The sequence below is a fragment of the Pseudoalteromonas sp. OF5H-5 genome (assembly GCF_021530695.1).
Taxonomy (GTDB): domain Bacteria; phylum Pseudomonadota; class Gammaproteobacteria; order Enterobacterales; family Alteromonadaceae; genus Pseudoalteromonas.
In genome coordinates this window covers 1-26285 of sequence record NZ_JAKGBF010000030.1, presented here as the reverse complement: position 1 = coordinate 26285, position 26285 = coordinate 1, and the positions used below count along the sequence as shown (strand labels likewise).

Sequence of the window (26285 nt, the reverse complement as noted above, 5' to 3'; positions counted from 1 at the left end):
CGGATATAGCGCATAACAAAATAGGTATAACGAAAATGGATATTGAGAATACACAGTCAGTGGCAGAGTCAAATCGCAAGCGAGCCGCGCTGATTAAAAAGTTGGCAGAGCAAAAGCGCGCCCAGATGTTGGCTAAGAAACAAAGCAAAATTACAGCTCGGCAAATAGGGTCTAACACCTTGCCTTTATCGTTCGCACAGCAACGCCTGTGGTTTCTCGATAAGCTTTCTGACCAGGGCGCAGAATATAATATCTCCGGAGGCTTCACCGTTAGAGGAGAGTTTAACGTTGTGGCGGCCCAACAGGCAATACAACAGATCATCACCCGCCATGAAGTGCTTCGAACGACATATGATGACAAGGACGGAGAGCCTATTCAGATTATTCAAGCGACTCCTGAATTTGCAATGACAGTTTACGACTTGAGCCGTGACGAATGTGCACCAAATGCGAATACGATGGAGGAGTTACTCCAGCGCGAATGTGAAAAACCGTTCGATTTAAGTACCGATGTGATGCTCCGAGCAAGTTATATCTCTTTGCCACGCGAGCAAGAACGGGCTGTTGGGGTATTACTGTTTAGTATGCATCATATTGCTTCTGATGGTTGGTCGATGGAAATTGTCACGCGTGAATTTGTGGCAGAATATCAGGCTCAACTGGATGACCGCCCAGCGAGTGTCGTTGAACCGGAGATACAATACGGTGATTTTGCACTTTGGCAACGCCAACACTTGGATCAGCAAGTGTTGCAAAAGCAACTTGAATATTGGCAGCATCAACTTGAAGGAATGCCTGCCGTTCATCGTCTACCCATGGATTATCCACGGCCAGATTTTAAACGCTATCAAGGCCTTAAACTTTCCAGACGACTCGAAGGCAGCGTAAGCCGTCGAGCGTTGATGTTTGCAAAGGAGCATGGACTGACTCCATTCATGTTATTTCATGCAGTGCTGAATCTTATGATGGCACGCTGTAGTAACCAAGCCGAATTTGTAGTGGGAACGCCAGCCGCTAACCGAATGAAATCAGAGTTGAAGCAAGTGGTTGGCTTTTTTGTTAATACGCTCGTTTTAAAAGCAAATGTCGATGCGTCTAGTATTAATGCATATCTTGAGCACATTAAAGAAGTTAATTTAGATGCTCAATCTAATCAAGATATTCCTTTTGAGCAGATAGTTGAGCATTGCGTGCCAGCCAGAAGCGCCCAATACACCCCATTATTTCAGGTACTGCTAAGTACAACGAGCGGTCAAAACACTGCATTAGAGCTACCTCACCTTGAGTTACTACCTATTGAGCGCAAAGGGGTGGTAGCTAAATTTGATATAGATATTAACGTTGCTTTGGGTGAGCAAGGTGGCCAAATCAAGTGGGTTTATGATAGTGCTATTTTTAAGCCTGAAACGATAACACAATTTGCTGAATTTTTTGAATGTACCCTAATCTCCCTATTAAATTGCGATGATCTTAGTTTGCCCTTAAGTCGCATCAATATGATCACTGATGCTGAGCGCACGAAGCTAGTTACTCCCAACCAACCGCAGTTTGAAGGTCAGCCACTAGCAGATCATGTTCATCTTCATTTTAGTGCGCAGGCCCAAAAGCTTCATAACCAAACCGCGTTAATATCGCAAAATAACCACATTAGCTATCAAACAGTTGATAGCGCCTCGACACAAATGGCTATACATCTTCAAGAGTTGGGGGTAGGTGCTGGCGATATTGTGGCTGTAAGTATGATTCAGAATGAGCGCTTAATATATACTATTTTGGGCATTATGAAGCTTGGAGCAGCCTATTTACCTGTCTCACCTGATTTACCTAAGGCGAGGTTACAGTATATTTTTGATGATGCATCAGTGTCATTGGTGATCACATCGGAAGAAAAGATAGGGCTCGACAAGCGTGATGGCCTCAAGGTCATATGTTTCGATGATGATTTTGAGCAACGAATATTAAATCATTATGTTACTGAAGGCTTTGAGCCCCACCAAGGTGATCCATCTACACTACCAAGTTATGTGATTTACACTTCGGGTTCGACAGGCAATCCCAAAGGCGTTGTCATTTCGCAGCAAAGTGCTTTGCAATTTGGGCTCTATATGGGACAGCGATTTGCAATTGACTCTAATTGCCGAGTACTACAATTTGCCACTATTAGCTTTGATGCTTTTATCATGGAATGGCAATGGGCATTATTAAATGGTGGCAGTCTACATTTTTGCGATCCGCAATGTAAAACCGATCCTGCACAGCTAAGCTCGTTTTTACAGCAACAAAGTATTACTCACACACTGTTGCCGCCGACACTTCTTCGCCACCTTCCTTATCATGATAATTATGATTTTAAAGCTCTGTTGGTCGGAGGCGAGGCTTGCGATGAAGGTTTGGCCGAACAGTGGGCTGGGCGATACCCTATGTTTAATGCGTATGGGCCCACCGAGTCTACAGTGTGTGCCAGTATTGCTGAGCTAAAACCCCAGCATCAGGTCACAATTGGTAATCCTGTAGATTTCACCCAGCTATTTGTCTCGAGTCGCGACGGTCAACCTTTACCGAAAGGCTTGTGTGGAGAGTTAGTGATAGCGGGAAGTGGGTTGGCTTTAGGTTATTTGAATAAATCAGAGCTGACTTTGCAAAAATTTATCACGAACCCTTTTGGGGCGGGGCGGTGGTATTTTACTGGAGATATTGCGCGGCAAAATAGCCGCGGAGAATTTGAATATCTGGGACGTATTGATGATCAAGTGAGTATTAAAGGCTTCCGGATTGAGCTTGAGGAAGTTAAGCAGCAACTACTGTTAGCTGTTGGTGTAACCGCGGCAGAAGTTGTTGTTGAAGAATTGGCTGCGGGACAGCGTAGGTTGCTAGCCTACATTGTAGCGAGCGATGAGGTAGTTGGCTCTGACGGTGAACTTATTGCATCGGTGAAAGCACAACTGCATGAGCGTTTGCCCAATTATATGATCCCTGCAGGTTTTGCTGTGCTTGATGCACTGCCTGTCACCCAAAGTGGCAAGGTTGATAAACAGGCGCTACCCAAAATAGATATGTTGGCGCAACAAGAATCATACCAAGCGCCAAGCAATGATATAGAGCATCAACTGGTTGAGTTGTATGCTCAGTTGCTGGGACTTTCACCACAACACCTAAGTGTTACGAGTAACTTTTTTGAACTGGGTGGTGATTCGATCTTGTCTATACAGCTAGTGTCGAGAGCCGCAAGGGTTGGATTGTACTTTTCTGTTAAGCAGTTGTTCTCCTACCAAACCATAGCTGCACTGGCTGCCCATGTTTCGACTTCACAAGTACAGCAGGTCTCACAGCAGCCAAGTGCTGGAACCTTACCATTACTGCCTATTCATCAAGCTTTTTTTATGGATGAGGCTGGACTAAATCATTTTAATCAAGCTGTTATGCTCGGTTGCCAAATCCAGTTAACTAAAGAGTTTCTGACCCAAGTTGTTACATGCTTAGTGGTCCAGCATGATGCACTGAGGTTGCGTTTTAAACATCAAGATACTGGTTGGGTTGGTGAGTTTGCTGACACTTCAAGTTTTGATATTGACGCAGTACTAAGCGTAATCAATGTTGATAATTTAAATTCAATTACAGGTATTGCGGATGAGTTACAGCAAAGCCTCAACATTACAGTTGGCCCCTTATTCAAAGTGGTCTTGTTTACTGATCCAAAACAGCAGCAGCGTCTGCTGATTATTTGCCATCACCTTATTATAGATGGAGTCTCTTGGCGTATTCTGCTGGAAGACTTTGAGCGCTGTTTAGATAAGAGCCAAGAGCCCACTCATCATGCTCTATTTGAGCTTGGGCAAAAGACCACCGCTTATCAAACATGGTGCGAGTATTTAGACTCATGGCCAAATCTAGAACAGAATGCCAACGAAATTGCTTATTGGCGAGAGCAGTTAGCGCTACCTGTACCTAGTTATCGGCGCGGTGAGACGAGTGAGGCATACATAAGTAATGAGTTTGTTGGTAGTTTACAGTTTGCATTGGATAAGGATTATACAAGCTTGTTGTTGCAACGAGCTAATAGCACTTATAGAACACAAATAAATGAGCTACTCATTGCAGCGCTATTACGTGGTTTTAGTCTTTGGTCGGAACAGTCTATCATGCGCATAGATTTAGAGGGGCATGGTCGCGAAGAGCTTGATAGCGGCCATGATCTCAGTCGCACTATCGGCTGGTTTACTACCTCATACCCACTCACATTAGAAGCGCCTGATGGAGATCTTGAAGCGCTAATTTGTGCAGTAAAAGAGCAATACCGTGCCATTCCAAATAAAGGACTCGGCTTTGGGTTATTAGCTCGGGCAGGTCTGTTGGGGAGTAATGTTGAACCTCACGCTGAAATTGTATTCAACTATCTAGGCCAATTTAAGCAGGTTATCAATGAGCAATCGCTATTGTTTGCTGTAGAGGAAGGTACCGGGCGAGCTATCAGCCCTCATAGAAAGTTAACACACGGGCTTAGCTTCAACGGTAAAATTTTGGCCGAGCAATTACAGTTCAACTTGAGCTATGACAAAAACGGTTACTCCAGCGAGTCTCTCCAAAAGTTAAACCAGCTAATTGTCAGAAGTTTAGAAGAGATTATTCAGCACTGCTGTGATGTTGAAGCCGGTATTTTTACGGCGTCGGATTTTCCGTTGGCAACTGTCCAGCCGCAAGAGCTAAAAAGCTGGACGCAAGGCCAAGCTATTCAAGATATTTATGCGACAACGCCAATGCAAGAAGGGATGCTATACCATAGTAACTTGGAGCGTGGTGCATACGCCAACCAGCTATTTATGGAAGTGATTGGTGAGGTTGATCTCGGCCATCTGCGTGCTGCTTGGCAGTGTCTGGTAGATAGGTACGACATTTTTCGAACTGGATTTAGAACGTCAGAGCTAGGAATAATCAATCAGATTGTCCATCAACAGGTGACATTACCTTGGCAAGAGTTTGATTTAAGTCAACTAGATGTGGCGGAACAACAAGCGATAGTCAATCAAATGCGTGCTGAAGACAAGGCGGAAGGCTTTAATGTCAATATGCCACCTTTAGTACGAGTAACGGTTTGGCAATTGGCGCCCCAACACTATCAGCTTTTGTGGACTCAGCACCATGCATTAATCGACGGTTGGTGTTCTGGTATTGTTTTCTCCGAGCTATTAGCGATTTATCATGCATTAAGTAACAAGCGAGATATACAACTATCGCCAGCCGTGCCTTACAAAAATTACATCGCCTGGCTACAAAGTAAAGATAGTGATAAAGCTGAGCAGTTTTGGCGTACTCAAGTGGGTCAAATTACTGAACGAAGTCATTTACCTTTTTCTCGTTACCTAGAGCAGCCTGACTATGTGGTTGCGAGGGAATATTTACAACTGACAGTCGAGCAAACTAATGCGTTAACTCTACTTGCAAAGCAAACGCGCACCACCCTGAATGTTGTATTGCAAGCTGCTTGGGCTTTATTGTTGAGTCGAGCAAACCGCAGTAAACAGGTTACGTTTGGTACAACCGTATCCGGCCGCCCTGCAGATTTGAATGGGGTAGAGTCAATGGTGGGGCTATTTATTAACACAGTGCCCGCGGTCATCTCTCTTGACTCAGAGCTGAGCGTATCTGAGCTGTTACTACAGCTCCAATCAGATTATATTGAAAGAGATGAATACAGTTATTTTCCGTTATCAAAAATTCAAAAGTTATCTAGTGAACATGCCGGTCGCGGCCTCTTTGATAGCCTATTAGTATTTGAGAACTATCCTCGCTCTTTATCCGATGCGAGTAGGCACACAGAGCAGTCACTGCAAATCAAAAATATTGAATCGCAGCAAGGCAACAATTTCCCTCTTTCTTTGATAGCCTCTCATGGCGAGGTACTCAAGATTAAGTTCGAGTACCATAGTAATCATTATTCAAAACACGGGATAGAACAGCTTCGTAGCTGCCTTGGCGAAATCCTTACGGCCATGTCACACGGATCAGATAAGCCAATATCGACATTAACTTGGCTAACCAAAGCGCAGCAACAAGCTGTTTTAGTGAACAGTGGTTATGGCAGACAAACGCAAACTTCCCCGAGTTTTATTGCTACCTTAAAGCATCAATTTGCCAGTTATCCAGAGGCTGAAGCTGTTTATAGCCATGGGGTAAGTACGAATTATCGAGCATTAAATACAATTGCTAATCAAATCGCTACACAGTTATCAGAAAACGGTATCGGTAAACAAAGTCGGGTTGGAATTTGTCTCGAAAAGGGCGTGGGTTATTTAGCTTCAATTATAGCGACATTTAAAGTTGGCGCTGCATTTGTGCCATTGGAAAAGGAATGGCCAGCAGAGCGTCTAGCTTTCATTGCTCAAGATGCACAGCTAGACCTAACGCTCACTGAGCCCACTACTCAACATGCAATGACCAAGTCTCAACGACAGCTATGCATAACAAAACTAGCTTCTGAACATATCGAGTTTGAGGGGGACATCCCTCACGTTAATGATATCGCTTATATTATCTACACGTCGGGCACAACTGGTAAACCTAAAGGAGTGGCCGTGAGTCATGGCAACATAAGCCATTACGTTGATGCCATGTTATCTCGACACGCGATTGCCCAACATAGTCGCTTTGCTCTCCTTACTTCATTTGCCACAGATTTGGGCTACACCTCGATACTTCTAGCGTTGGCGACAGCAGGTAGTGTAGATATAGGTAGTCGAGAGTTGATCCAAAGCGGTGATAGTTTTACCCAGCATATCCTTGCACGTGAGATTAATGTGATTAAGCTGACTCCGAGTCTATTGGCTGCACTGTTAACGCATTATGATGGAAAATTAACATCGCTAAACCATGTATTCGTGGGTGGTGAAGCTATTCAATCCGATGCTCGTCAAGTCATTCGTACGCTACTTAATGATGGCGTGGAAGTAATTAATCATTACGGTCCAACAGAAACTACCATTGGGGCATGTACACAGGTTATTAATGATGTGGATGCTAAGCCAATAGCGATAGGTCGCCCTATTTCAGGAATGCGCGCTTGTGTGCTGGATGATAACAAAGAGTTGGTGCCTGATGGCATCGTAGGTGAGCTGTACTTATCAGGAAGCGGTGTTGCTTTAGGATACATAAAACAATCGTCGTTAACGGATCAATATTTCACTCTTGACCCTTGGGCGTCCGATAGTTCGCGTCGTTACGCCACGGGGGATTTGGTATATAGAGATGAAAGTGGAGATTTGGTATATGTCGGGCGTAAAGATAATCAAATCAAAGTTCGTGGTTTCCGCGTTGAACTGGAAGAGATCGAGCTAACTTTACTGCGCTCACCTAGTGTTAGTACCGCCGTTGTCATACTTAACAGCGAGCAAACTTTGGTGGCCTACATCAAGCTCAAAGCTGGTGCTGTGGAGCAACAAAGTAATCTATTAAATCTTGCCCAGCAATGGCTACCTCACTACATGGTACCAAGTGCGATTGTCTTTGTGGAAGATATCCCATTAAAAAGCAACGGAAAAGTAGATAAAAGTGCATTGCCAAGTGTGCAAAAGAATGTTGAGAAAAAACGAGCTGAAACGCCTTTGGAATTAACCGTTGCTCGAGCTTGGGCGCAATATTTGGGCTGCGATGCTGAAACGATAGGAGTCGAAGAAAACTTTTATGATTTAGGTGGTGACTCCGTAAAAATGATTTTGGTGATTGGCTTGTTGAAGAAGCAAGGGATCACAATAGCAGCTCAGCAAATGAGCAAAATCAATACCATTGCTGGGGTCGTGGAATTGGTTGAAGGTCAAGGCCAAGCACCGAAACAGCCAGAGTCAGTTGTTTTATTGGGGCAACAAGCTGAAGAAGTTATCTTCGCGATCCACCCATATGGGGGGCGTGTTGATAACTATCGCCAGTTGGCAGCTAAATTGCAGCCTGAATATCAGCTACTAGGGTTACAAGCGCCATACAATTACCAGTCTGACTATCGATTTGATTCTGCAAAGCAACTAGCTGAGCGTTATGTAGAAGAAATCCTCGTTACGCAACCAAAGGGGCCTTATAGGATCATAGGTTGGTCTGCTGGTGGCACACTCGCGCACTTGGTTGCTGCTACGTTACAGCAACGAGGCCGGAATGTTGCCTATTTAGGCATGATAGATTCACTTCCGATAGGCATATCTCGAAAAGTGAAAAGTAACCATGATTATCTGTTAAATAGCGCTCGCTATATTGATAAGCATATCGCCACGAAATTAGCACCAACTTGTAGCTACAGCTACGATGAGCTGATGCAAGCCATCATTGAGTCAATATTTTCCTCACAACCTGATTTCCCACTTTCACGCGATGTGCTAACCGCAGCGTTGCAATTTGGGGTTGATTTAGGGCGTAGTTTGGCGACTGCTCAGGCGATGCAAGAACCATTAGATTTAGCCGTTGAGTTGTTTAAAGCGACTGCTTCAGAAGGCGGGGTGATTGAGCCTGCGTCATTTACTCAGGCCTTTAAACAGCCGCTGAAGGTGCATGAATTTGAGACCACACATGCCGGTCTACTCGAAGGTGATGCTGTAGTCATGATAGCCGATCTAATAAAACAGAGTTTAAAGCGAAAGAATAAGAAAAATGAAGGAGTAACTGGATAATGTTAAAGACTAAACCACTACCCGAAGCACGAGATAGAGAAGTACTACTTGAAGTCGAGTTGTCAGGTATGAAATCACTTGATTGGGTGACACAGCATAAGGAGCAACTCAATGGCATGTTAGATGAGCACGGAATGCTGCTCATTCGAGGTTTAAACGTTGTGAGTAGTAAGCAGTTTGGGCAAGCGCTTAGCACGTTGTTTGGCTGTGAGTTAGCTTCGTACCAATACCGCTCGACGCCTAGGACCGAACTTAGAGGAAATGTTTACACTGCCACTGAGTATCACCATGACGAAGTGATACCGCAGCATAATGAATGTTCTTATGCGAATAAGTGGCCTCAAAAATTAGGTTTTTTCTGTATGTTACCGGCAGGAAAAGGCGGAGCGACACCGTTGGCTGACAGTCGTGCGGTATATGAAAAATTACCAGCGGAGATCCGTGCCAAATTTGAATCTAAGCAAATCATGTATGTACGAAACTATAGCGACATTGATCTGCCTTGGACTGAAGTATTTCAAACCGACAGTAAAGAGGATGTTGAACGTTTTTGTCATGAAAACGGTTTTGAATTTGAATGGTTTGATAATGAGTTGCGGACCAAGCAGGTTAATCAAGCTGCAATTGAACACCCGCTACATGGCTTTAAAGTTTGGTTTAATCAAGCTCATTTATTCCACATTTCAAGCCTTGACCCTGAAACTAAACAGAGTTTTTTATCAATGTTTGGCACTGAAAGATTACCAAGAAATACCTACTTTGGAGATGGCAGTGACATTCCGGAAGCTGATTTGGCAAAAATCCGGGAAATTTATGAACAGGAAATGTTCCATTTCAATTGGCAAAAAGGCGATGTTTTACTGCTAGATAACTTACGTTTTACCCATGGCCGGCAACCTTTTGAAGGTGCCAGGAAAGTGCTTGTAGGCATGGCCTAACTTCAGGAGAGAGTAATGGTAGATACAATAATAGATGGTGCTGATATTAAGTCATTCGCGACGTTGATTGAGTCCAACTTAACGCCGTCCTCGGTCACTAACCCTACTTTTTTGTCCGGTATCGCAATAGCAGATCCCGTTTTATGGGCAAGTACAAATCGGGAAGCTATTTTAGATTTATTGCAACGCGATGCTGCACTGGTTTTTAGAGACTTCTCATTACCAACTCCTGAGCACTTTGAAGCATTTGCCGCAGCCATTTGTCCTGACCTTTACGGTAACTATGGCGATTTACCGAAAAAAGAGGTTGGTAAGAAAATATACAAGTCCACACCATACCCTAATAACATGAAAATACTTTTCCATAATGAAAGTTCCAATACTGGGGTTTGGCCAACAAAACAATTCTTTTTTTGTGAACAGCCAGCGGCTGTCGGAGGGGCAACGCCATTAGTGGATTGTCGTGCTGTATACAAGGCTTTACCGGAACATATCAAGCAGGATTTTTCAGCAAAGGGATTGAAATATACGCGTAACTTCTCTGCTGGGTTCGACGTGTCTTGGCAGGACTATTTCAAAACAGACAGCCTTGATGAAGTCAAAACTATTTGTGAACGGCTAGGGTTAACATTTAGTCACGACGCAGACGATACGATAACTACAGAGTTCATAACGGCTGGCGTACTGGTCTTATCTCCAGAAGAAGTAAGCTTTTTCAACCAAGTACAACTACATCACCCATTTTGTCTAGAACCTCAGGTGAGGGCCGTTTTGCTTGAGTTGTTGGGGCAAGATCGATTACCACGAAATGTTACATTTGCAGACGGGAGTGTTATTTCTGATGAAACAATGCAGCTGATTGCAGAGGCCTATGAATCCTGCGCTGTGCGGTTTACGTGGCAACAAGGAGATGTCGTAATGGTTGATAACCGCATTATTGCGCATGGTCGAGATGAATTCGACGGCAATAGAAAAGTTGTAGTGGCGATGGCAGATATGAAAAGTTGAACCATTTTGTATCATTTGTAAATTATTTATTTACTTGAAATTAATTAAATTAACATGTTAACCTGTTCGCAAAGTGTTCAGTTTTGGTCACTATTGACACATTTTTAATCATGATTGAACAGCTAAACGCTGAAAGTCAGGCGAGTGTTTTCTGCCCCTCCTTGCTTTCAAGCTATGTAGCCAAGTACTTGATGTAACGACTTCTCTTTACTGCAGTTCAAGTATTCCTAGCGAATTAATTACAAGTACTGTCTATAGGTAGGCAAGGAAAATGAAAGAATTGTATAGTCTTGAGGAGTACGACAAGCATTTATATGGTTATGTCGTTACTGAATTACTTGCTCTGTGTTTTAAATACAACATATTTGAACGGTTAGTTCAGGCACCAGGAACAAATATCGGCCAGCTAGCGCAAGAGCTGAACCTAGCACCTGAAGCTCTGCATCGAATGTTATTGACGCTTAATGCACTAGATATTCTCACGGAACGTGGTGATGGCTTCGCTGTTGAGGATTATTATCTTCCCTTCTTCGATAAAACCCACATACGTTATTTAGGAAACTTCACTCAATTTGTATGCGATCAAGGTCGCAAGTCCATATTTAAATTAGAAAACCTTTTGACTGGTGAGGAAAAACCTCGCTCGCCTTATGATGATATATACAGCCAAGACAAAAGCTATAGTTTTGCTGCTGCGATGTGGGAGCTGAGTCACTGCTCAGGCCAACCCTTAATCTCATTTTTACCTGACGCACTCGGAGATGTTGTTGACGTTGGTGGTGGTGCAGGTGCAGTAGCCAGTATGCTGATCGCTGCAAACAAGGCACAAAGCGTTACAGTATTTGACCTTCCTGAGGTTGCTTCTGAGTTTGATAGGTATTGTAATGATAATCCCCTTTTTCACCGCATTCGATTTAAAGCTGGCAGCTTTTTTGAAGACTCGATACCTAATGGCAATAACTATTTGCTGAGCAACGTTTTATCTAATTGGAATGAGAATTCATCAGTAGCCATCCTCACTAAAATTCACGCTCAGTTGGCCGCCGGAAGTGGCGGTAAAGTATTCATTTTGGAAAGACTTTTTGATGTTGCTGGAAGTCGCTATTCAACTGCTGTAATGCACTTAAACATGATGCTCCATACCGAAGGCGCACATCGTAGCTTTGAGCAGTATAAATCTCTTTTACACCAGGCGGGTTTCTCTTGTGTAGAGCTGATAGAAACAGGGACTGACAGGCATATCGTAACCGGTAGTTTATAAAAAAATACAAAAGGAAATACCATGAATAATATTATCGACTTTCATATCCATGCGGGTGATTTCCCGCAACTGCGTGAAGACATCCAAGATTTAATACAAAAAATTCCGTTAGAAGATGGGGCTGATGTTAAGGAGCTATTTTCAAATGGTGAGGCAATGTCTGCCTACCTTCAAAACGCGGGTGTAAGCACAGGGATTATTCTGGCTGAATGTGGGCCGGGTACAAACTATTCTATTACCAGTGAAATGATCGCTAACCGTTGTAAAGATAACAATAGTTTAGTGCCTTTTGGTAGTGTTAATCCTAATTATCACAAGGATCCGATAGCTGAATTTCATAAAAGTATAGAGGCTGGAGTCAGAGGGTTTAAATTCTATCCTGCTGATCATGGTTTTGATGCATTAAGTAGTGACATGATGGAAATTTATAAACTCTGTGAACAGCATGGAGTGGTGATCATGTTTCATACCGGGTTTACGGCTCAAAAAGATACAGAACAAATGTACTGTAACCCCGCGGACTTTATTCCTATTTTTGAGGCATGTCCTGAGTTGGCAGTCGTATTGTGCCATGCAGGTAAGCCGCACTGGTACAAAGAATCTGTTGAAGTAATTACTAAGTACCCAAATGCATTTATTGATACTGCGTTAGTACCAATCGATGTGGTGACTGAGTTGGTTCGTAGTAACCCCAAAGTAGTAGACAAAGTTTTATTTGGCTCAGACTGGCCTGTATGTGGCAATTATGAGGCATTAGTTGAGCGCTATTTACACTCTGGATTGAGTGAAGTGCAACTGCAAAAAATAATGCGTACCAATGCATTAAGTCTGCTCACTCGTAGAGATTTTTAAGCATCACTGCTTGGACTCAACCGTCATCAAAAATTTGGAGTTTAACCGTGAATAGTACTGAACATAACACGCAACATATCGACCATATTATCATTGGGGCCGGACCTGCAGGGGTACAATTAGGATATTACTTTGAGCGTGACCAAAAAGACTACCTCATCTTGGAAGCCGGTGAGCAACCGGGGAATTTTTATAAAAAGTTTCCGAGGCATCGTAAATTAATTTCAATAAATAAGCGATTCACTGGGAGCGACAACCCTGAATTCAATATGAGGCATGACTGGAATTCATTGTTGTCTGATGATTATTCTTTGTTATTTAAAGATTATGATAAGGAGTTTTTTCCTCAGGCAGACAGCTTAGTTACGTATCTGCAAGATTATGTAAATCACTTTGACATTAAAGTGAGATGTAACACTCGAGTTGTTAATATAGATAAGGAAGGTGCACTATATAAGCTAACAGATCAAAATGGGAACGTTTTTCTTGCTAAGAAGTTAATCGTTGCAAGTGGCTTTTTGAAACCACATATCCCACAGATTAAAGGAATTGAGTTAGCTGAAAACTATACTGAGATGTCAATTGACACAAAGGATTATGAAAACCAAACAGTACTAGTGATTGGTAAAGGTAACTCAGCCTTTGAAACTGCCGATCACTTAGTTTCCTCTGCAGCCATCATCCACCTTTGTAGTCCTAATTCTGTAAATTTTGCATGGAAAACACACTACGTGGGTCATTTGAGAGCGGTGAATAACAACGTGCTTGATACCTATCAACTCAAATCGCAAAATGCAGTCTTGGACGCAGAGATTATGTCGATTGAATGCGTAAATCAACGCTTTAAAGTATTATTTAAATACAAGCATGCTGAAGGGGAGCTAGAAGAACTATGGTATGACAAAGTACTTTGTTGTACTGGGTTTGCTATTGATACTAGTTTGTTTAGTGAAGAGACGAAGCCAGAGCTCACAATCAAAGATAAGTATCCAAAATTAAATAACGATTTTGAATCGGTTAATCAAAAAAATATGTATTTTGCGGGTACTTTGACCCATTCGTTAGATTATAAAATGGCGACATCAGGATTTATTCACGGGTTTAGATATAATAGTCGAGCATTGAATACGATATTAAACAAAAAGCAGGGCGAGCATTACCCTGAAGTTACCTGTAACAACGAAGATGTTGCTCAACTCGTGCTTGATCAGGTTAATGAGTCCGGTGCTATGTGGCAGCAGCCTGGATTTATAGGTGATTATTTTTACCCAGATGGTGACAAAGTACATTATGGTTTTTCTTTACCCATAAATCATGTGCTTGAATCTTTAGCAAAAGAGAAAAGACAGTTTTTCACCGTAACACTAGAATATGGTATAGATGCGGACTTTGACCCGTTTACTGCCAACCGGATCCATAGAGAAAATGTCGCGGCTTCAGATCACAGCCAATTTCTTCATCCAATAATTAGAGAGTATCAAGGGACGGAGCTAGTTTCTGAACACCACGTTATTGAGGATCTATTGGCTATTTGGAAAGAAGATATTCACTTACACCCACTACAATCTTTTATCAATGAAGCAATTCGTTTAGTACAAAAAACTGAAGAGTTGGCCTAATCCCCTATGAAACAGCCCCAAAGCAAGTGTTTCGGGGCTGCTTTCTTTTTGAGTCCTGCAAAACAAATTTTCCCCATGCGTTGTATTCCATCACCTTTTAAGGTGTCGATTAAAATGTTGGTACGAGCGCCAGTTGAGCTGTGCTGTTTAATACCAATTTGTCTTACTATTTGCTCAATTTGAAGAATCAAATCTGATGCTAACTGCGTTAAATATTTCTCATTTATTTGGAACTACTAAAGGGCAAGGTTATTGCCTTACTCATATGGACATAGGTAGCTTGTCGCTAGTAAGGAACGGGAGTTGAGCTCCTAACTTTACACAAATATTTCGCTATGTTGTTTAACCAAAAAAGGTAAGTGACGGTTTCAATAGCAAGGTTGGTGTACAATAAGCGTAAATAGCCTTTCTGCTAGAAAGGCATTAATTATCCGAAGTTCAGGTTAAATAGTACGCGATTCGGCAAACATTGATTGTTTATAAAGTCAAGATCAGCGAAAATAGCGGCCAACTACGATTAACATGACGGATTTGACAAGCGAAGGGCAAGAAAGAGCGTGCTTCCGAAAATATGTACAAATCCGTGTACAAACTAAAAGAATTTATACATGGCTACCCAAGATTTTCTTAATGAAATCAACAAGCGAAGGACCTTTGCAATTATCTCGCACCCGGATGCGGGTAAAACCACTATCACCGAAAAAGTACTCTTATTCGGGAAGGCGTTACAAAAAGCCGGTACGGTTAAAGGCCGTGGCTCAAATCAACACGCTAAATCAGACTGGATGGAAATGGAAAAAGAGCGTGGTATCTCGGTAACAACTTCCGTGATGCAGTTTCCATACAATGATGCTTTGGTGAACCTACTTGATACCCCAGGACACGAAGATTTCTCTGAAGATACTTATCGTACGCTAACCGCAGTTGACTCATGCTTGATGGTGATTGATGCAGCAAAAGGTGTAGAAGATCGTACTCGTAAACTAATGGAAGTAACACGATTACGTGACACGCCAATCGTTACCTTTATGAACAAATTGGACCGTGATATTCGTGACCCAATGGAGCTACTTGATGAAGTCGAAACCGAGCTCAACATCATGTGTGCACCGGTTACTTGGCCAATTGGCTGTGGTAAAGAATTTAAAGGCGTTTACCACATCCATCGTGACGAAACGATTTTGTACCAAACAGGCCAAGGTCACACGATTCAAGATAAACGCATTATCAAAGGGCTAGATAACAGCGAGCTTGACGCCGCTGTGGGTGAAAGCTTAGCTGAGCAACTACGTGAAGAGCTTGAGTTGGTAATTGGAGCCTCACACGAGTTTGACCGTGAGTTGTTTTTAACTGGCGAATTAACTCCTGTGTTCTTTGGTACGGCACTTGGTAACTTTGGCGTTGACCATATGCTTGATGGATTAACTGAGTGGGCACCAAAACCACTACCACGCCAAACCGATGACCGTGAAGTAACAGCCGACGAAGAAAAGTTCTCTGGTTTCGTGTTTAAAATCCAAGCAAACATGGATCCAAAACACCGCGACCGTATTGCCTTTATGCGTATTGTTTCTGGCAAATATAGCCAGGGCATGAAGATGAACCATGTGCGTCTTGGTAAACAAGTCAGTATTGCAGATGCGGTAACCTTTATGGCCGGTGATCGTGAACGCGCTCAAGAAGCGTTTGCGGGTGATATTATCGGTCTACACAACCATGGTACGATCCAAATCGGTGATACCTTCACACAAGGTGAAACGCTTAAATTTAGCGGTATTCCAAACTTTGCGCCTGAGCTATTCCGTCGCATTCGTCTAAAAGATCCACTCAAGCAAAAGCAACTTTTAAAAGGTTTGGTACAACTTTCTGAAGAAGGTGCGGTACAGGTATTTAGGCCGCTTATCAACAACGACCTGATCGTAGGTGCGGTCGGTGTGCTGCAGTTTGATGTGGTTGTGGCGCGTTTAAAGTCTGAATACAACGTGGATGCGATTTACGAGAGTATAACGGTTCAGACCGCACGCTGGGTAAGCTGTGATGACGAGAAGAAAATGGCTGAATTCCGCCGTAAGTGTGAGCAAAACTTGGCACTAGATGGTGGTGATAACCTAACTTACATCGCACCAAGTCGCGTAAACCTGAATTTATCTATGGAACGTTACCCTGACGTGAAGTTCCATGAAACTCGTGAACACTAATCGCTGCGCATAAAAGGAAAACAGATGAATATCAAAAGTATTTTAATTGAAAAAGCCAATGCAGCGATGCAAGCGGCTGGTATCCCTGAAGGTACAAACCCAGCGGTAACACAAAGCACGCGTCCTCAGTTTGGTGATTACCAAATTAACGGTGCGATGGGGGCTGCCAAAGCCCTAAAAACCAATCCAAGGGAATTGGCGCAGAAGATCATCGACAACCTAGATGTTGCTGATCTTGCAGAAAAAACGGAAATCGCAGGCCCTGGTTTTATTAATATTCACCTCAAGCCTGAGTTTTTAGCCACAAGCCTAGAGGCGGCAAATACGGATGCCAAGCTAGGTGTTGCTGAACATGCTACGCCTCACAAAGTTGTGGTCGATTTTTCTTCGCCAAACCTTGCTAAAGAGATGCACGTAGGTCACCTGCGCTCAACTATCATTGGTGATGCTGTTGTACGTGCCCTTGAGTTCCGTGGTGATACCGTTATTCGCCAAAACCACATGGGCGACTGGGGTACCCAGTTTGGTATGTTGATAGCACACCTTGAAGATTTGCTAAACCAAGGTGTTGACCTTGAAAATGTCGCACTTGCGGATCTTGAAAGCTTTTATCGTGATGCGAAAAAGCGCTTTGATGACGAAGCCGGTTTTGCCGATAAAGCCCGTGATTACGTAGTCAAACTTCAAAGCGGTGATGCGCATTGTAAGAAGCTATGGCAAATGTTTATCGACACCTCAGTTAAACATTCTGAAGAAGTATACGGCAAGTTAAATGTGACGCTTACGCGTGATAATATCATGGCAGAAAGTGCCTACAATGACCGTCTTGCCGGTGTAATTGAGCTATTAAAAGAGAAAGGCATTGCGGTTGAAGATCAGGGCGCTCAAGTCGTATTCCTTGACGAATTGGCAAATAAAGACGGTGAACCTTCCGTATTTATCGTGCAAAAATCAGGTGGTGGTTTCTTATATTCAACGACGGATTTAGCCGCCTGTGATTACCGCTCAAATGAGCTAGATGTTGACCGTATCCTAATTTTTGTTGATGCGCGTCAGGGCTTACACTTCAACCAAGTTGAGATCACAGCACGTAAAGCGGGTCTTTTAAAAGACAAAACCAGCTACGAGCCGAGCCTGTTCGGTACAATGATGGGTAACGACGGCAAACCGTTTAAAACTCGTACTGGCGGTACGGTGAAGCTATCAGACTTACTTGACGAAGCAGTGAGCCGTGCGACAGAAAAACTTGCTGACAGAGCTTCTGACTTATCTGATGAAGCACGCCAAGAAATCGCGCGTAAAGTGGGTATTGGTGCAGTGAAGTACGCCGATCTGTCAAAGCACAGAACCAGCGATTATATCTTTAACTGGGATACGATGCTGAGCTTTGAAGGGGCGACAGCGCCATATTTGCAGTACGCCTATACCCGTGTGCGTAGTATTTTCCGCAAAGCAAACATGGATAGCACTAGCCTAACTGGTCGCATTCAAATTCAAGCACCACAGGAAAAGGCACTTGCGCTCAAACTGCTGCAATTGGAAGAAGTACTTGATCTGATGATCAGCGAAGCAACGCCACACGTATTATGTAGTTATTTATATGAGCTCGCGAGCTTGTATATGACATTCTATGAAGCGTGCCCAATTTTGAAAGATGATGTAGCAGCAGACGTTCGCGAAAGTCGCCTCTTGTTATGTAATCTGGTTGCTAACTCACTGAAAACCGGCCTAGATTTGCTTGGTATCGAAGTGATGGAGCAAATGTAAGTTCGTTTTAACTTGCATTAATGTATACTGAAAGCCGCTTTATAGCGGCTTTTTTTGTTAAGGAAATTGTGATGAAACTTGAAGACATTCGCAGAGAATATACCAAAGATGGTTTACGTCGTGAGATGCTAAAAGACACACCTGTTGCGCAGTTTGAAACCTGGTTACAGCAGGCGATTGATGCTAACTTTACTGACCCAACAGCGATGGTCGTCGCTACGGTCGACGAGCACGGTCAGCCGTCTCAACGCATTGTTTTACTCAAGCATGTAGACGAGCACGGTTTTGTCTTCTTTACCAATACCGGTTCACGCAAAGCGCAAGAATTAAAACAAAACAACAAGATATGCTTACACTTTCCGTGGCATGAAATTGAGCGTCAGGTTATTGTGTACGGTGAAGCTATTCCGTTACCAACCAGTCGTGTTGCCAAGTATTTCTTATCACGACCAAAAGAAAGTCAGCTTGCAGCGTGGGCGTCTCAGCAATCGCGCCCCGTGTCATCTCGTCAAGCCTTGATGCAAACCTTTAGTAGCATGAAAGACAAATTCGCTAAAGGCGAAATCCCACTACCTGACTTTTGGGGCGGTTATTGCGTGGAACCGACTAAAGTTGAGTTTTGGCAAGGTGGAGAGCACCGTCTTCACGATCGCTTTATGTATGTGAAGCAAGCCGATGGTAGTTGGGAAATTGAGCGGCTCAACCCATAAATTCGCCTTTATAGATAGTCACTGTCACCTCGATTTTGACGAGTTGGCAGATGATTTAGCTACGCATATCAAAGCAGCCCACAGCAATGGTGTTGAACGCTTTGTGGTGCCTGGCGTTACTCTTAAGCAGTCTCTTGAGCTTGTTGATTTTCAAGCACATCATCCACAATGTGAAATCGCCGCGGGGTTACACCCTTATTTTATTGGCGAACATTGCGACGACGATATGACCGCGTTGGTAGAGTATGTAATACACAATCGTACCCAACTGTGTGCGATAGGAGAGTGCGGTATTGATACAACTTGCGATGCACTTGAGCGGCAAATTGCACTGTTTGAAGCGCATATCGCACTGAGTAATCAGGTAAAGCTTCCGCTAATCGTCCATCACCGTAAAAGTCATCACCTAATTGCTGCCGCGTTTAAACGTGTTAAGCCACAGTATGGCGGGGTGATCCACGCCTTTTCAGGTTCAAAACAGCAGGCTGAATATTATATCGCTCAGGGTTTTAAGCTAGGAGTAGGTGGCACAATCACCTATCCAAGAGGCGAAAAAACAGCGCAGGTAATATCACAGCTGCCGCTTGAAAGCCTAGTATTGGAAACCGATTCGCCGTCGATGCCGTTACATGGTTATCAGGGGAAGCCGAACTCTCCTAAGCGAGTCGTCCAAGTATTTGACAGGCTTTGTGAATATCGAAGCGAAACACCAAGCGAGCTTGCCTCAGCCCTCTATCGAAATACCACACAGTTGTTCGGCTTGGGCTAAATTGATGATGTCGAGATAAATCTCGACCTACGAGTCAATATCACAAATGGGATATAAAACCATACCTACCAGCAATAGAAAAACAAGTGTAGGAGCCGGTTCACCCGGCGATCTTGATGCTTTTACCGCGATATAAAACCATACCTACCAGCAATAGAAAAACAAGTGTAGGAGCCGGTTCACCCGGCGATCTTTATGCTTTTACCGCGATATAAAACCATACCTACCAGCAATAGAAAAACAAGTGTAGGAGCCGGTTCACCCGGCGATCTTGATGCTGTTATCGCGATATAAAACCATACCTACCAGCAATAGAAAAACAAGTGTAGGAGCCGGTTCACCCGGCGATCTTTACGCTGTTATCGCGATATAAAACCATACTTACCAGCAATAGAAAAGCAGGTGTAGGAGCCGGTTCACCCGGCGATCTTTATGCTCTCCCGGCATAACACCAACAATACTCAAGCCAATTGCTGATTAATAATTGAGATCATCTCATCAGCGTATTGGTGAATAAAAAAGTGCCCACCAGAAAACTCAGTAAGCTGATATGGTTGTGCTGTTAGCTCTTGCCATGCTGCGACATGTTCATTCAAGATCTCATCATCAACACCATGAAAAACATGGATAGGGATGGGTAAAGCTCGCTGCTCTGCGACATAGGTGTCTGCTATTTTGAAGTCGGCCCTAAGCAATGGTACCAGTAACTCCATTAGTTCTTTATTTTCAAGAATCTCTTTTGGCGTGCCATTTAAGTCACGTAGCTCGGCAATAAACTCATCATGTGGCAGACCGTGTAAATGGCGTTTAGTTGAGGTGCAATGCGGTGCACGACTCGCAGAAGCAAATATTTTACGTGGAGTAGGTAAGCCTGCGTCTAATAATTGAAAAGCAAGCTCATATGAAATGCGACTACCAAGACTATGTCCAAAAAACGCGAAAGGCTTACTGGTCATATAGTCTTGGTGTACCATGAGTTCAGAGATAATATCCGGCATGTTGTCTATTGCTGGCTCTACCAGTCGAGCCCCTCTCCCCGGAAGCTGCACAAAAACGAGCTCAACACATTCACTTGCCTTTTCGATCCATGGCGTAAATATTGCTGGGGAGCCACCCGCGTAGGGAAAGCAAAATAGTCGCAACTCAGCGTTTGGATTGGGTTTTGGGGTAATAAAAAGTTTACTATTCATATCCTTTGTTGTTCGATTTTATTTTAGGTTAACTATTATGTTATCAACTTTATTACAATGCTAACAGCTTTACCCCTGCTCTAATTCTTCTGCCCGTTTTTCAGGCGCAGGAAGCATCTTTACTTTCTTGCGAATTTTGCGTTTTACTTCCCAGCGTTTTAATGCTCGACCTATTTGCCATGTGAATACCATCGTAATCACCAGCATCAGTAAAACGACTCGTCCAAGTTCGTGGAAATGAGAGTGGCTTTGTGACATAGCAGCTTCTGTCAAATAGACCATATTGACGAACCCAAGAGGCTGTCCGGTTGGCGTATATACTGGTTCAGAAATAATGCTTTTGGTTTTACTCAGTCCCGGTAAGGTTTGAGGTAGCTGCTGATAATCTGTGGGTGAGGAATTACCGTCGTTACCAACAACAAAGCGTCCTTGATAATCATAAATTGCGACTTGAAGCACAAAGTCATCGCTAGCGAGGTGATTTGCCAGTGCGCTGAGCCTTGGCGTATCACTGCGAGAGAGGGGCAATGCCACATTTTTTGCGAGCTGCTTGGTGAGACTTCTTGCGGTAAGGTCTGCGCCATTATGGAGCAAACGATGAGATTCAAAGCTGGTATTAAACGCAAGCCAAGTCACCATAATTAAACACGTCGCGGCGATGCACAGGCGAAATAATCTACGCCCTCTGGTCGAGTTTAACACTTCTAATACATGTAAATTTTTCATATTTATCGCATATTGCCCGCTTTTGCTAAGGTCCAGTGCTGACAGCTTAGCGCAATCATGTTAAAAATCGGCTTAACGCTATCAAGGAGCAACTTATGTCGTCAATCATTCAATTCGCTAATCGTGAACTAAACACACCAATTCAGGAACATATGGCGCTGGATCATTGGTATAGTTGCCAAGGTAACACAAGCCTCACACAAGTAAATCAATTACCTGAGACGACAACTCAATCAATATGCTTTTTTGGCCCAAATATACAATTGCAACACCTTCTGGAAGTTGAGAAATTTCTTCGAACATTTGCTATCGAGCAAACTTATTTTACGGCATATCAACCTCATGAACAGCTCCCAGTTGCATTGGGCATGCGTTTTAACGCATCGCAACTGCCGAGCAAGGCTGAAGTAAGAGATTTTGCAAAAAGCATTAATGCGCAGGGTGCGATTATAACGCAAGCACCTACTTTAGAAGAACCGGGGCTACTTGTGATGGATATGGACTCCACCGCAATTCGAATTGAATGTATTGACGAAATTGCTCGATTGGCCGACCGATATGATGAAGTGGCTTCTGTCACCGCACAGGCGATGGCGGGGGCACTCTCTTTTTCTGAAAGTCTACATCGCCGCGTTGCGTCACTCTCTGGCGTACCGTTATCACAAATTCAATCATTAAAAGAAAACTTACCGCTAATGCCCGGTATAGAGCTGTTGTGTCAGGCGCTCAAGCAGCATCACTGGCATATTGCCATCGCCTCGGGTGGCTTTACATGGTTTGCAGAATCATTGATAGAGCCACTCCAGCTAGACGCTGTATTTGCCAATACCCTAGAGGTGGAAAACGCGCACCTCACCGGCAAAGTGCTAGGAGATATCGTAGATGCCGACAAAAAGGCAGAAGTGCTAGGTCAACTCGCAACTCAGTATGCGATCCCAATGACTCAAACCGTTGCCATTGGTGATGGCGCAAATGACTTAGTGATGATGGCAAACGCCCAGCTAGGTGTGGCAATCCATGGTAAGCCAAAAGTGGTAGAAAGTGCCGACGCGGCTATTTGTGAAGGATCTTTGTTACAACTGTTATATTTGCTAGGTGTGCCGAAATAATATACGCTATGAGACGTACCATGGAGGGTGATTTCTCCAATCACTCGAGACTATGAATTAAGTCAGCTCGTCTTCCTGACGGATTTCGACGCCCATCCATGGGCTACGACTACCTTTTCTTTGATGCCCAAAGAATCGTTGCGCAAAAGAAAGGGCACTTCTTCTTCACCTGAAAAGCATACTTCTCGGCGGGTGAACCGCCTCCCACAAAACTATTTACACTGTGAGCTTGGAGGCTACGCTGATAGTTTTTGCAATGCTTTAAAGCAGCTTAATCGCTAAAATCGTAGACGATCTCACAAGCAACGTATTCCCCCTCCATCACACCCGAAAAGCATCAGTCGATATGCAATGTGCCGACAGGATGTCGGCCAAGTCTTGTCTGGCATAGGGAGGTGCCTTACAAGGCGGTTGCACTATATCGGCTTAGGGTTTGAGGATTGAGTGTGATGCTGGGGCGACGTTTTCTTGGTTCGTTCTTTTTCGTCGTTTAAAAAGAATGAACGAGAAGCGCATGGATGCGCTTTGATATTAAACATGGAGGTTTATGTTGCTAACGGCTGGTAGCTCTAAATTTACCGTAAAGTCAGCCCGTCCTCCTGACGGATTTCGACGCCCATCCATGGGCTACGACATACTTTTCTTTGATGCCCAAAGAATCGTTGCGCAAAAGAAAGGGCACTCCCAACATCACACTGACTCCTCAAGTAAATTGCCAATATGAACGTCACCTCGGTGTAAGGGCCATCCTTGGCCCTGTCACCGCTTTTCACGCATCCATGCGTTGAAATGACTCATTGGCAATTTACTTTCGGGTGTGATGAGGGAGACACAAGGCGCTGATAAATTATTGTGGTGCTTGCAAGCAACTATGTTTCTGATAGCTTTGTGGACAGCTAACAGACAACTTATTTCCCCCTCCATCACACCCGAAAAGCATAAGTCGATATGCAATGTGCCGACAGGATGTCGGCCAAGCCTTGTCTGGCACAGGGATGTGCCTTACAAGGCGGTTGCACTATGTCGGCTTAGGGTTTGAGGATTGAGTGTGATGCTGGGGCGACGTTTTCTTGGTTCGTTCTTTTTCGTCGTTTAAAAAGAATGAACGAGGAGCGCATGGATGCGCTTTGATACGAGCCATGGAGGGTGAGGTTAATATGTCCTCCTGACAGGTTTCGACGCCCATCCATTGGCTACGACTTACTTTTCTTTGATGCCCAAAGAATCGTTGCGCAAAAGAAAGGGCACTCCCAACATCACACTGACTCCTCAAGTAAATTGCCAATATGAACGTCACCGCGGTGTAAGGGCTATCCTTGGCCTATCACCGCTTTTCACGCATCCATGCGTTGAAATGACTCATTGGCAATTTACTTTCGGGTGTGATGAGGGAGACACAAGGCGCTGATAAGTTCTTTTGGTGCTTGTAAGCGACTTAGCTGCTTCAGGAGATAAAATCAGAATTAACAATCAGCGCTACTTTCCTCTCTCCAGCACACCCAATAAGCATTCGAATGCTAAATAAAAAAATGAGTTAAAAATGCTTGCCTTTTATGTAACAATAGCGCGCAAATAAAAACCAATCGCAGCACACTAGGAAGTCGTATTGCGTATTGGTGGAACGGCTTTAACCAACAACAGTGGACATAAAAAATGCAAACAAGGATTGTGGTGTATGGTACTAACCATCCTGTACATGTCGTCGATTTTGAGCTCACGACCTGTATCAATAGCGGCTTTTTACTCAAAGCGAACCTAGAATCCCAATTTGACCTGGCTGATGAGTTACTCGTCGGCAATATGCTCACGTTTGAAATTGAGTCACCAGATGCAATATCAACATATTTCACTGGGACTTTGTTTGATATCCAATCTGGTTTTGTGTCTGAGCACACCTGTAGTGCAGAGGTGGTCTTAAAGCCTCGCCTTGAGTTACTTAAGCAAACAGAAAAAAGCCAAATCTTTGTACAAGCCAATGTCCAGTCTGTTCTCAATAAGCTGATACAAAAAGCCGGCTATTCACAAGACCGGATAAAATGGCGAGTCACTAAAGATTTACCCACGCTACCGCAGTGCGTACAAGCACTAGAAAACGACTACACCTTTTTCACCCGACTATTAGCAAAGTACGGCTTAATTTATTGGTTTGAATGCCATGACTTTATTGAGTCGATAGTGATTGCCGAGGGGAATCTTGCAAGCCCCTATATTGAGCGAGGCTTGCTGTCGGTAACGGATAAAGATGGCCTGGTGCACGAACATGAAACCGGCTTTGTTGGGTTTACGCAGTGCCAAAGCCGCCATCGTTTTAAAATGGGTGGCTCACAAGTGCACATGAATGCCCATCCACCAACCTCGGTCAGCTCGGCGCAGCGCAGCTATTTTGAGCCTGCTGCACAAAATCCTGCTGAGCAATTTGAGCGCACTGGCAATCTCGAGCTTGCCTATCAACAAGGTAAAAATGAAGTCACGCTGGTAGGAAACGTAGCCGAAGCCAATGCCGGTTATTCGTTTTCGTTAAATGGTAAATTGGGCACAGCAAAAGGTGGCGATTATACCTGTATTCGCAGTAAACAGATTTATAAGCAAGGCAGTGCCAATGACCCTAAGCAAGTTGCGCATCATAGCGAGTCGGTTTGTGTACCACGGGGTGAGCCAATACGTATCGCGCCCCCAGAGCATAGCCCCAAGCCGATGGTATTTACCGCCACAGTGCGCTCGCTGTCGGGTTCAAAGGCCAATCCTCATTTAGATACCCAAGGGCAATATGCCACGCAAGTACATTTTGATAGTCAGGTGACTGAATCGGTAAAGCGCCTCACACAATATGCCTGTCGTGGTCAAAAGCAACCGACAGGGTTACACTTTCCACTGCTGCCAGACAGTAATGTGCTCATCGGTTGTATGAACAACGACCCTGACCAAAGTTACTTGTTAGGGTTTACGCTTAATGACACGCAACCATCTGTTGTTACTAGCGCCAATAACGCCCAAAACGTGTTGTGCTCTCGCGGCCAAAACCTGTTGATGTTTGATGACACCCCAAAAACCCCGCATATTGTGTTGCAAACTCTAGCAGGCAACCAACACTTGGTGTTACATGGGGATAAAAAGCAGCCTTATATCCACTGGCTTGCGCAACTTGGCGCGATGAATATTTTTGCAGCCAAAGACATACAACTTGGCAGTGTTAAAAGCGCAATTCGACTACTCACCAATAAAACCTTTATCGCCAGCGCCAAACAACAACTGGCACTGGAGAGTAAAAAGTCGGTGATTGCCGATGCCGCAACCAACCTAGACGTCACCGCCAATCAAATTGACGTCAGCGCCGAACAAAATATCACCCTTAAGGCCGGTCGCAGTCATCGCAGTGTTATCCAAAGTGATATCAACCTCAAGGCAGACAACAATCTCACCATCACCGCCCCGGCTGGAAGTCAACTCATTCAAAGCCAAGGCAATATCACGATTAAAGGCAGTGGCTCTGGCA

General features: G+C 43.9%; 14 protein-coding genes. 12 read left to right on the top strand and 2 right to left on the bottom strand.

Annotated features, from left to right (window positions below; genetic code table 11):
• Positions 1-35 precede the first annotated feature (35 nt).
• The 10 genes from L1271_RS23875 (at position 36) to L1271_RS23830 (ending at position 19767) form a co-directional block, all read left to right on the top strand.
• A complete protein-coding gene (locus tag L1271_RS23875) occupies positions 36-8645 on the top strand; it encodes a non-ribosomal peptide synthetase (protein WP_235368946.1) in 8610 nt (2869 codons plus the stop codon).
• Positions 8645-9583 carry a TauD/TfdA family dioxygenase gene (locus tag L1271_RS23870; protein WP_010604449.1) on the top strand — a complete coding sequence of 313 codons (939 nt, stop codon included), beginning with the start codon at positions 8645-8647 and terminating at the stop codon, positions 9581-9583. The genes L1271_RS23875 and L1271_RS23870 overlap by 1 nt, the downstream gene beginning before the upstream one ends.
• Before the next feature lie 15 nt (positions 9584-9598).
• Positions 9599-10591, top strand: coding sequence for a TauD/TfdA family dioxygenase (locus L1271_RS23865; protein ID WP_102056220.1), 993 nt, complete (start codon positions 9599-9601; stop codon positions 10589-10591).
• Positions 10592-10862: 271 nt separating this feature from the next.
• Entirely contained in the window at positions 10863-11852 is a 990-nt protein-coding gene (locus L1271_RS23860) for a methyltransferase (RefSeq protein ID WP_206471712.1), read from the top strand.
• 21 nt (positions 11853-11873) lie between these two features.
• Positions 11874-12704 (top strand): amidohydrolase family protein, encoded by an 831-nt coding sequence (locus L1271_RS23855; protein ID WP_010604446.1) that lies wholly within the window; start codon positions 11874-11876, stop codon positions 12702-12704.
• Positions 12705-12751: 47 nt separating this feature from the next.
• Positions 12752-14323: an NAD(P)-binding domain-containing protein gene (locus L1271_RS23850; RefSeq protein WP_235368945.1), complete on the top strand. Its 1572-nt coding sequence runs from the start codon at positions 12752-12754 to the stop codon at positions 14321-14323.
• A gap of 608 nt (positions 14324-14931) precedes the next feature.
• The gene (prfC, locus tag L1271_RS23845; RefSeq protein WP_010604443.1) at positions 14932-16521 is read left to right on the top strand and encodes a peptide chain release factor 3; all 1590 of its coding nucleotides are present in this window, start codon (positions 14932-14934) and stop codon (positions 16519-16521) included.
• A 24-nt stretch (positions 16522-16545) separates the two neighbouring features.
• Positions 16546-18288: an arginine--tRNA ligase gene (gene argS, locus L1271_RS23840; protein WP_235368944.1), complete on the top strand. Its 1743-nt coding sequence runs from the start codon at positions 16546-16548 to the stop codon at positions 18286-18288.
• Positions 18289-18356: 68 nt separating this feature from the next.
• Positions 18357-18998: a pyridoxamine 5'-phosphate oxidase gene (gene pdxH, locus L1271_RS23835; RefSeq protein ID WP_212748167.1), complete on the top strand. Its 642-nt coding sequence runs from the start codon at positions 18357-18359 to the stop codon at positions 18996-18998.
• Positions 18964-19767, top strand: a complete 804-nt coding sequence (locus L1271_RS23830; RefSeq protein WP_235368943.1) for a TatD family hydrolase — start codon at positions 18964-18966, stop codon at positions 19765-19767. Before pdxH ends, L1271_RS23830 begins: the two co-directional genes overlap by 35 nt.
• A gap of 461 nt (positions 19768-20228) precedes the next feature.
• Here the strand turns inward: L1271_RS23830 and L1271_RS23825 are convergent, their stop codons facing one another.
• Both L1271_RS23825 and L1271_RS23820 read right to left on the bottom strand, forming a co-directional pair.
• Positions 20229-20957, bottom strand: coding sequence for a thioesterase II family protein (locus L1271_RS23825; protein ID WP_102056226.1), 729 nt, complete (start codon positions 20955-20957; stop codon positions 20229-20231).
• Positions 20958-21026: 69 nt separating this feature from the next.
• Entirely contained in the window at positions 21027-21683 is a 657-nt protein-coding gene (locus L1271_RS23820) for an AhpA/YtjB family protein (protein ID WP_010379158.1), read from the bottom strand.
• 95 nt (positions 21684-21778) lie between these two features.
• On the opposite strand from L1271_RS23820, the gene serB reads away from it, so the two are divergent.
• Positions 21779-22792, top strand: coding sequence for a phosphoserine phosphatase SerB (serB, locus tag L1271_RS23815; protein WP_235368942.1), 1014 nt, complete (start codon positions 21779-21781; stop codon positions 22790-22792).
• Positions 22793-24445: 1653 nt separating this feature from the next.
• Positions 24446-26285: contractile injection system protein, VgrG/Pvc8 family (locus L1271_RS23810; RefSeq protein WP_268833163.1), on the top strand; the 1840-nt coding region annotated here is incomplete at its 3' end.

Bases quoted from the DNA above. Each gene is read 5' to 3' on its own strand.
- L1271_RS23875 (WP_235368946.1), top strand. From the start codon at position 36: ATGGATATTGAGAATACACAGTCAGTGGCAGAGTCAAATCGCAAGCGA.
- L1271_RS23870 (WP_010604449.1), top strand. From the start codon at position 8,645: ATGTTAAAGACTAAACCACTACCCGAAGCACGAGATAGAGAAGTACTA.
- L1271_RS23865 (WP_102056220.1), top strand. From the start codon at position 9,599: ATGGTAGATACAATAATAGATGGTGCTGATATTAAGTCATTCGCGACG.
- L1271_RS23860 (WP_206471712.1), top strand. From the start codon at position 10,863: ATGAAAGAATTGTATAGTCTTGAGGAGTACGACAAGCATTTATATGGT.
- L1271_RS23855 (WP_010604446.1), top strand. From the start codon at position 11,874: ATGAATAATATTATCGACTTTCATATCCATGCGGGTGATTTCCCGCAA.
- prfC (WP_010604443.1), top strand. From the start codon at position 14,932: ATGGCTACCCAAGATTTTCTTAATGAAATCAACAAGCGAAGGACCTTT.
- argS (WP_235368944.1), top strand. From the start codon at position 16,546: ATGAATATCAAAAGTATTTTAATTGAAAAAGCCAATGCAGCGATGCAA.
- L1271_RS23830 (WP_235368943.1), top strand. From the start codon at position 18,964: ATGGTAGTTGGGAAATTGAGCGGCTCAACCCATAAATTCGCCTTTATA.
- L1271_RS23825 (WP_102056226.1), bottom strand. From the start codon at position 20,957: ATGAATAGTAAACTTTTTATTACCCCAAAACCCAATCCAAACGCTGAG.
- L1271_RS23820 (WP_010379158.1), bottom strand. From the start codon at position 21,683: ATGAAAAATTTACATGTATTAGAAGTGTTAAACTCGACCAGAGGGCGT.
- serB (WP_235368942.1), top strand. From the start codon at position 21,779: ATGTCGTCAATCATTCAATTCGCTAATCGTGAACTAAACACACCAATT.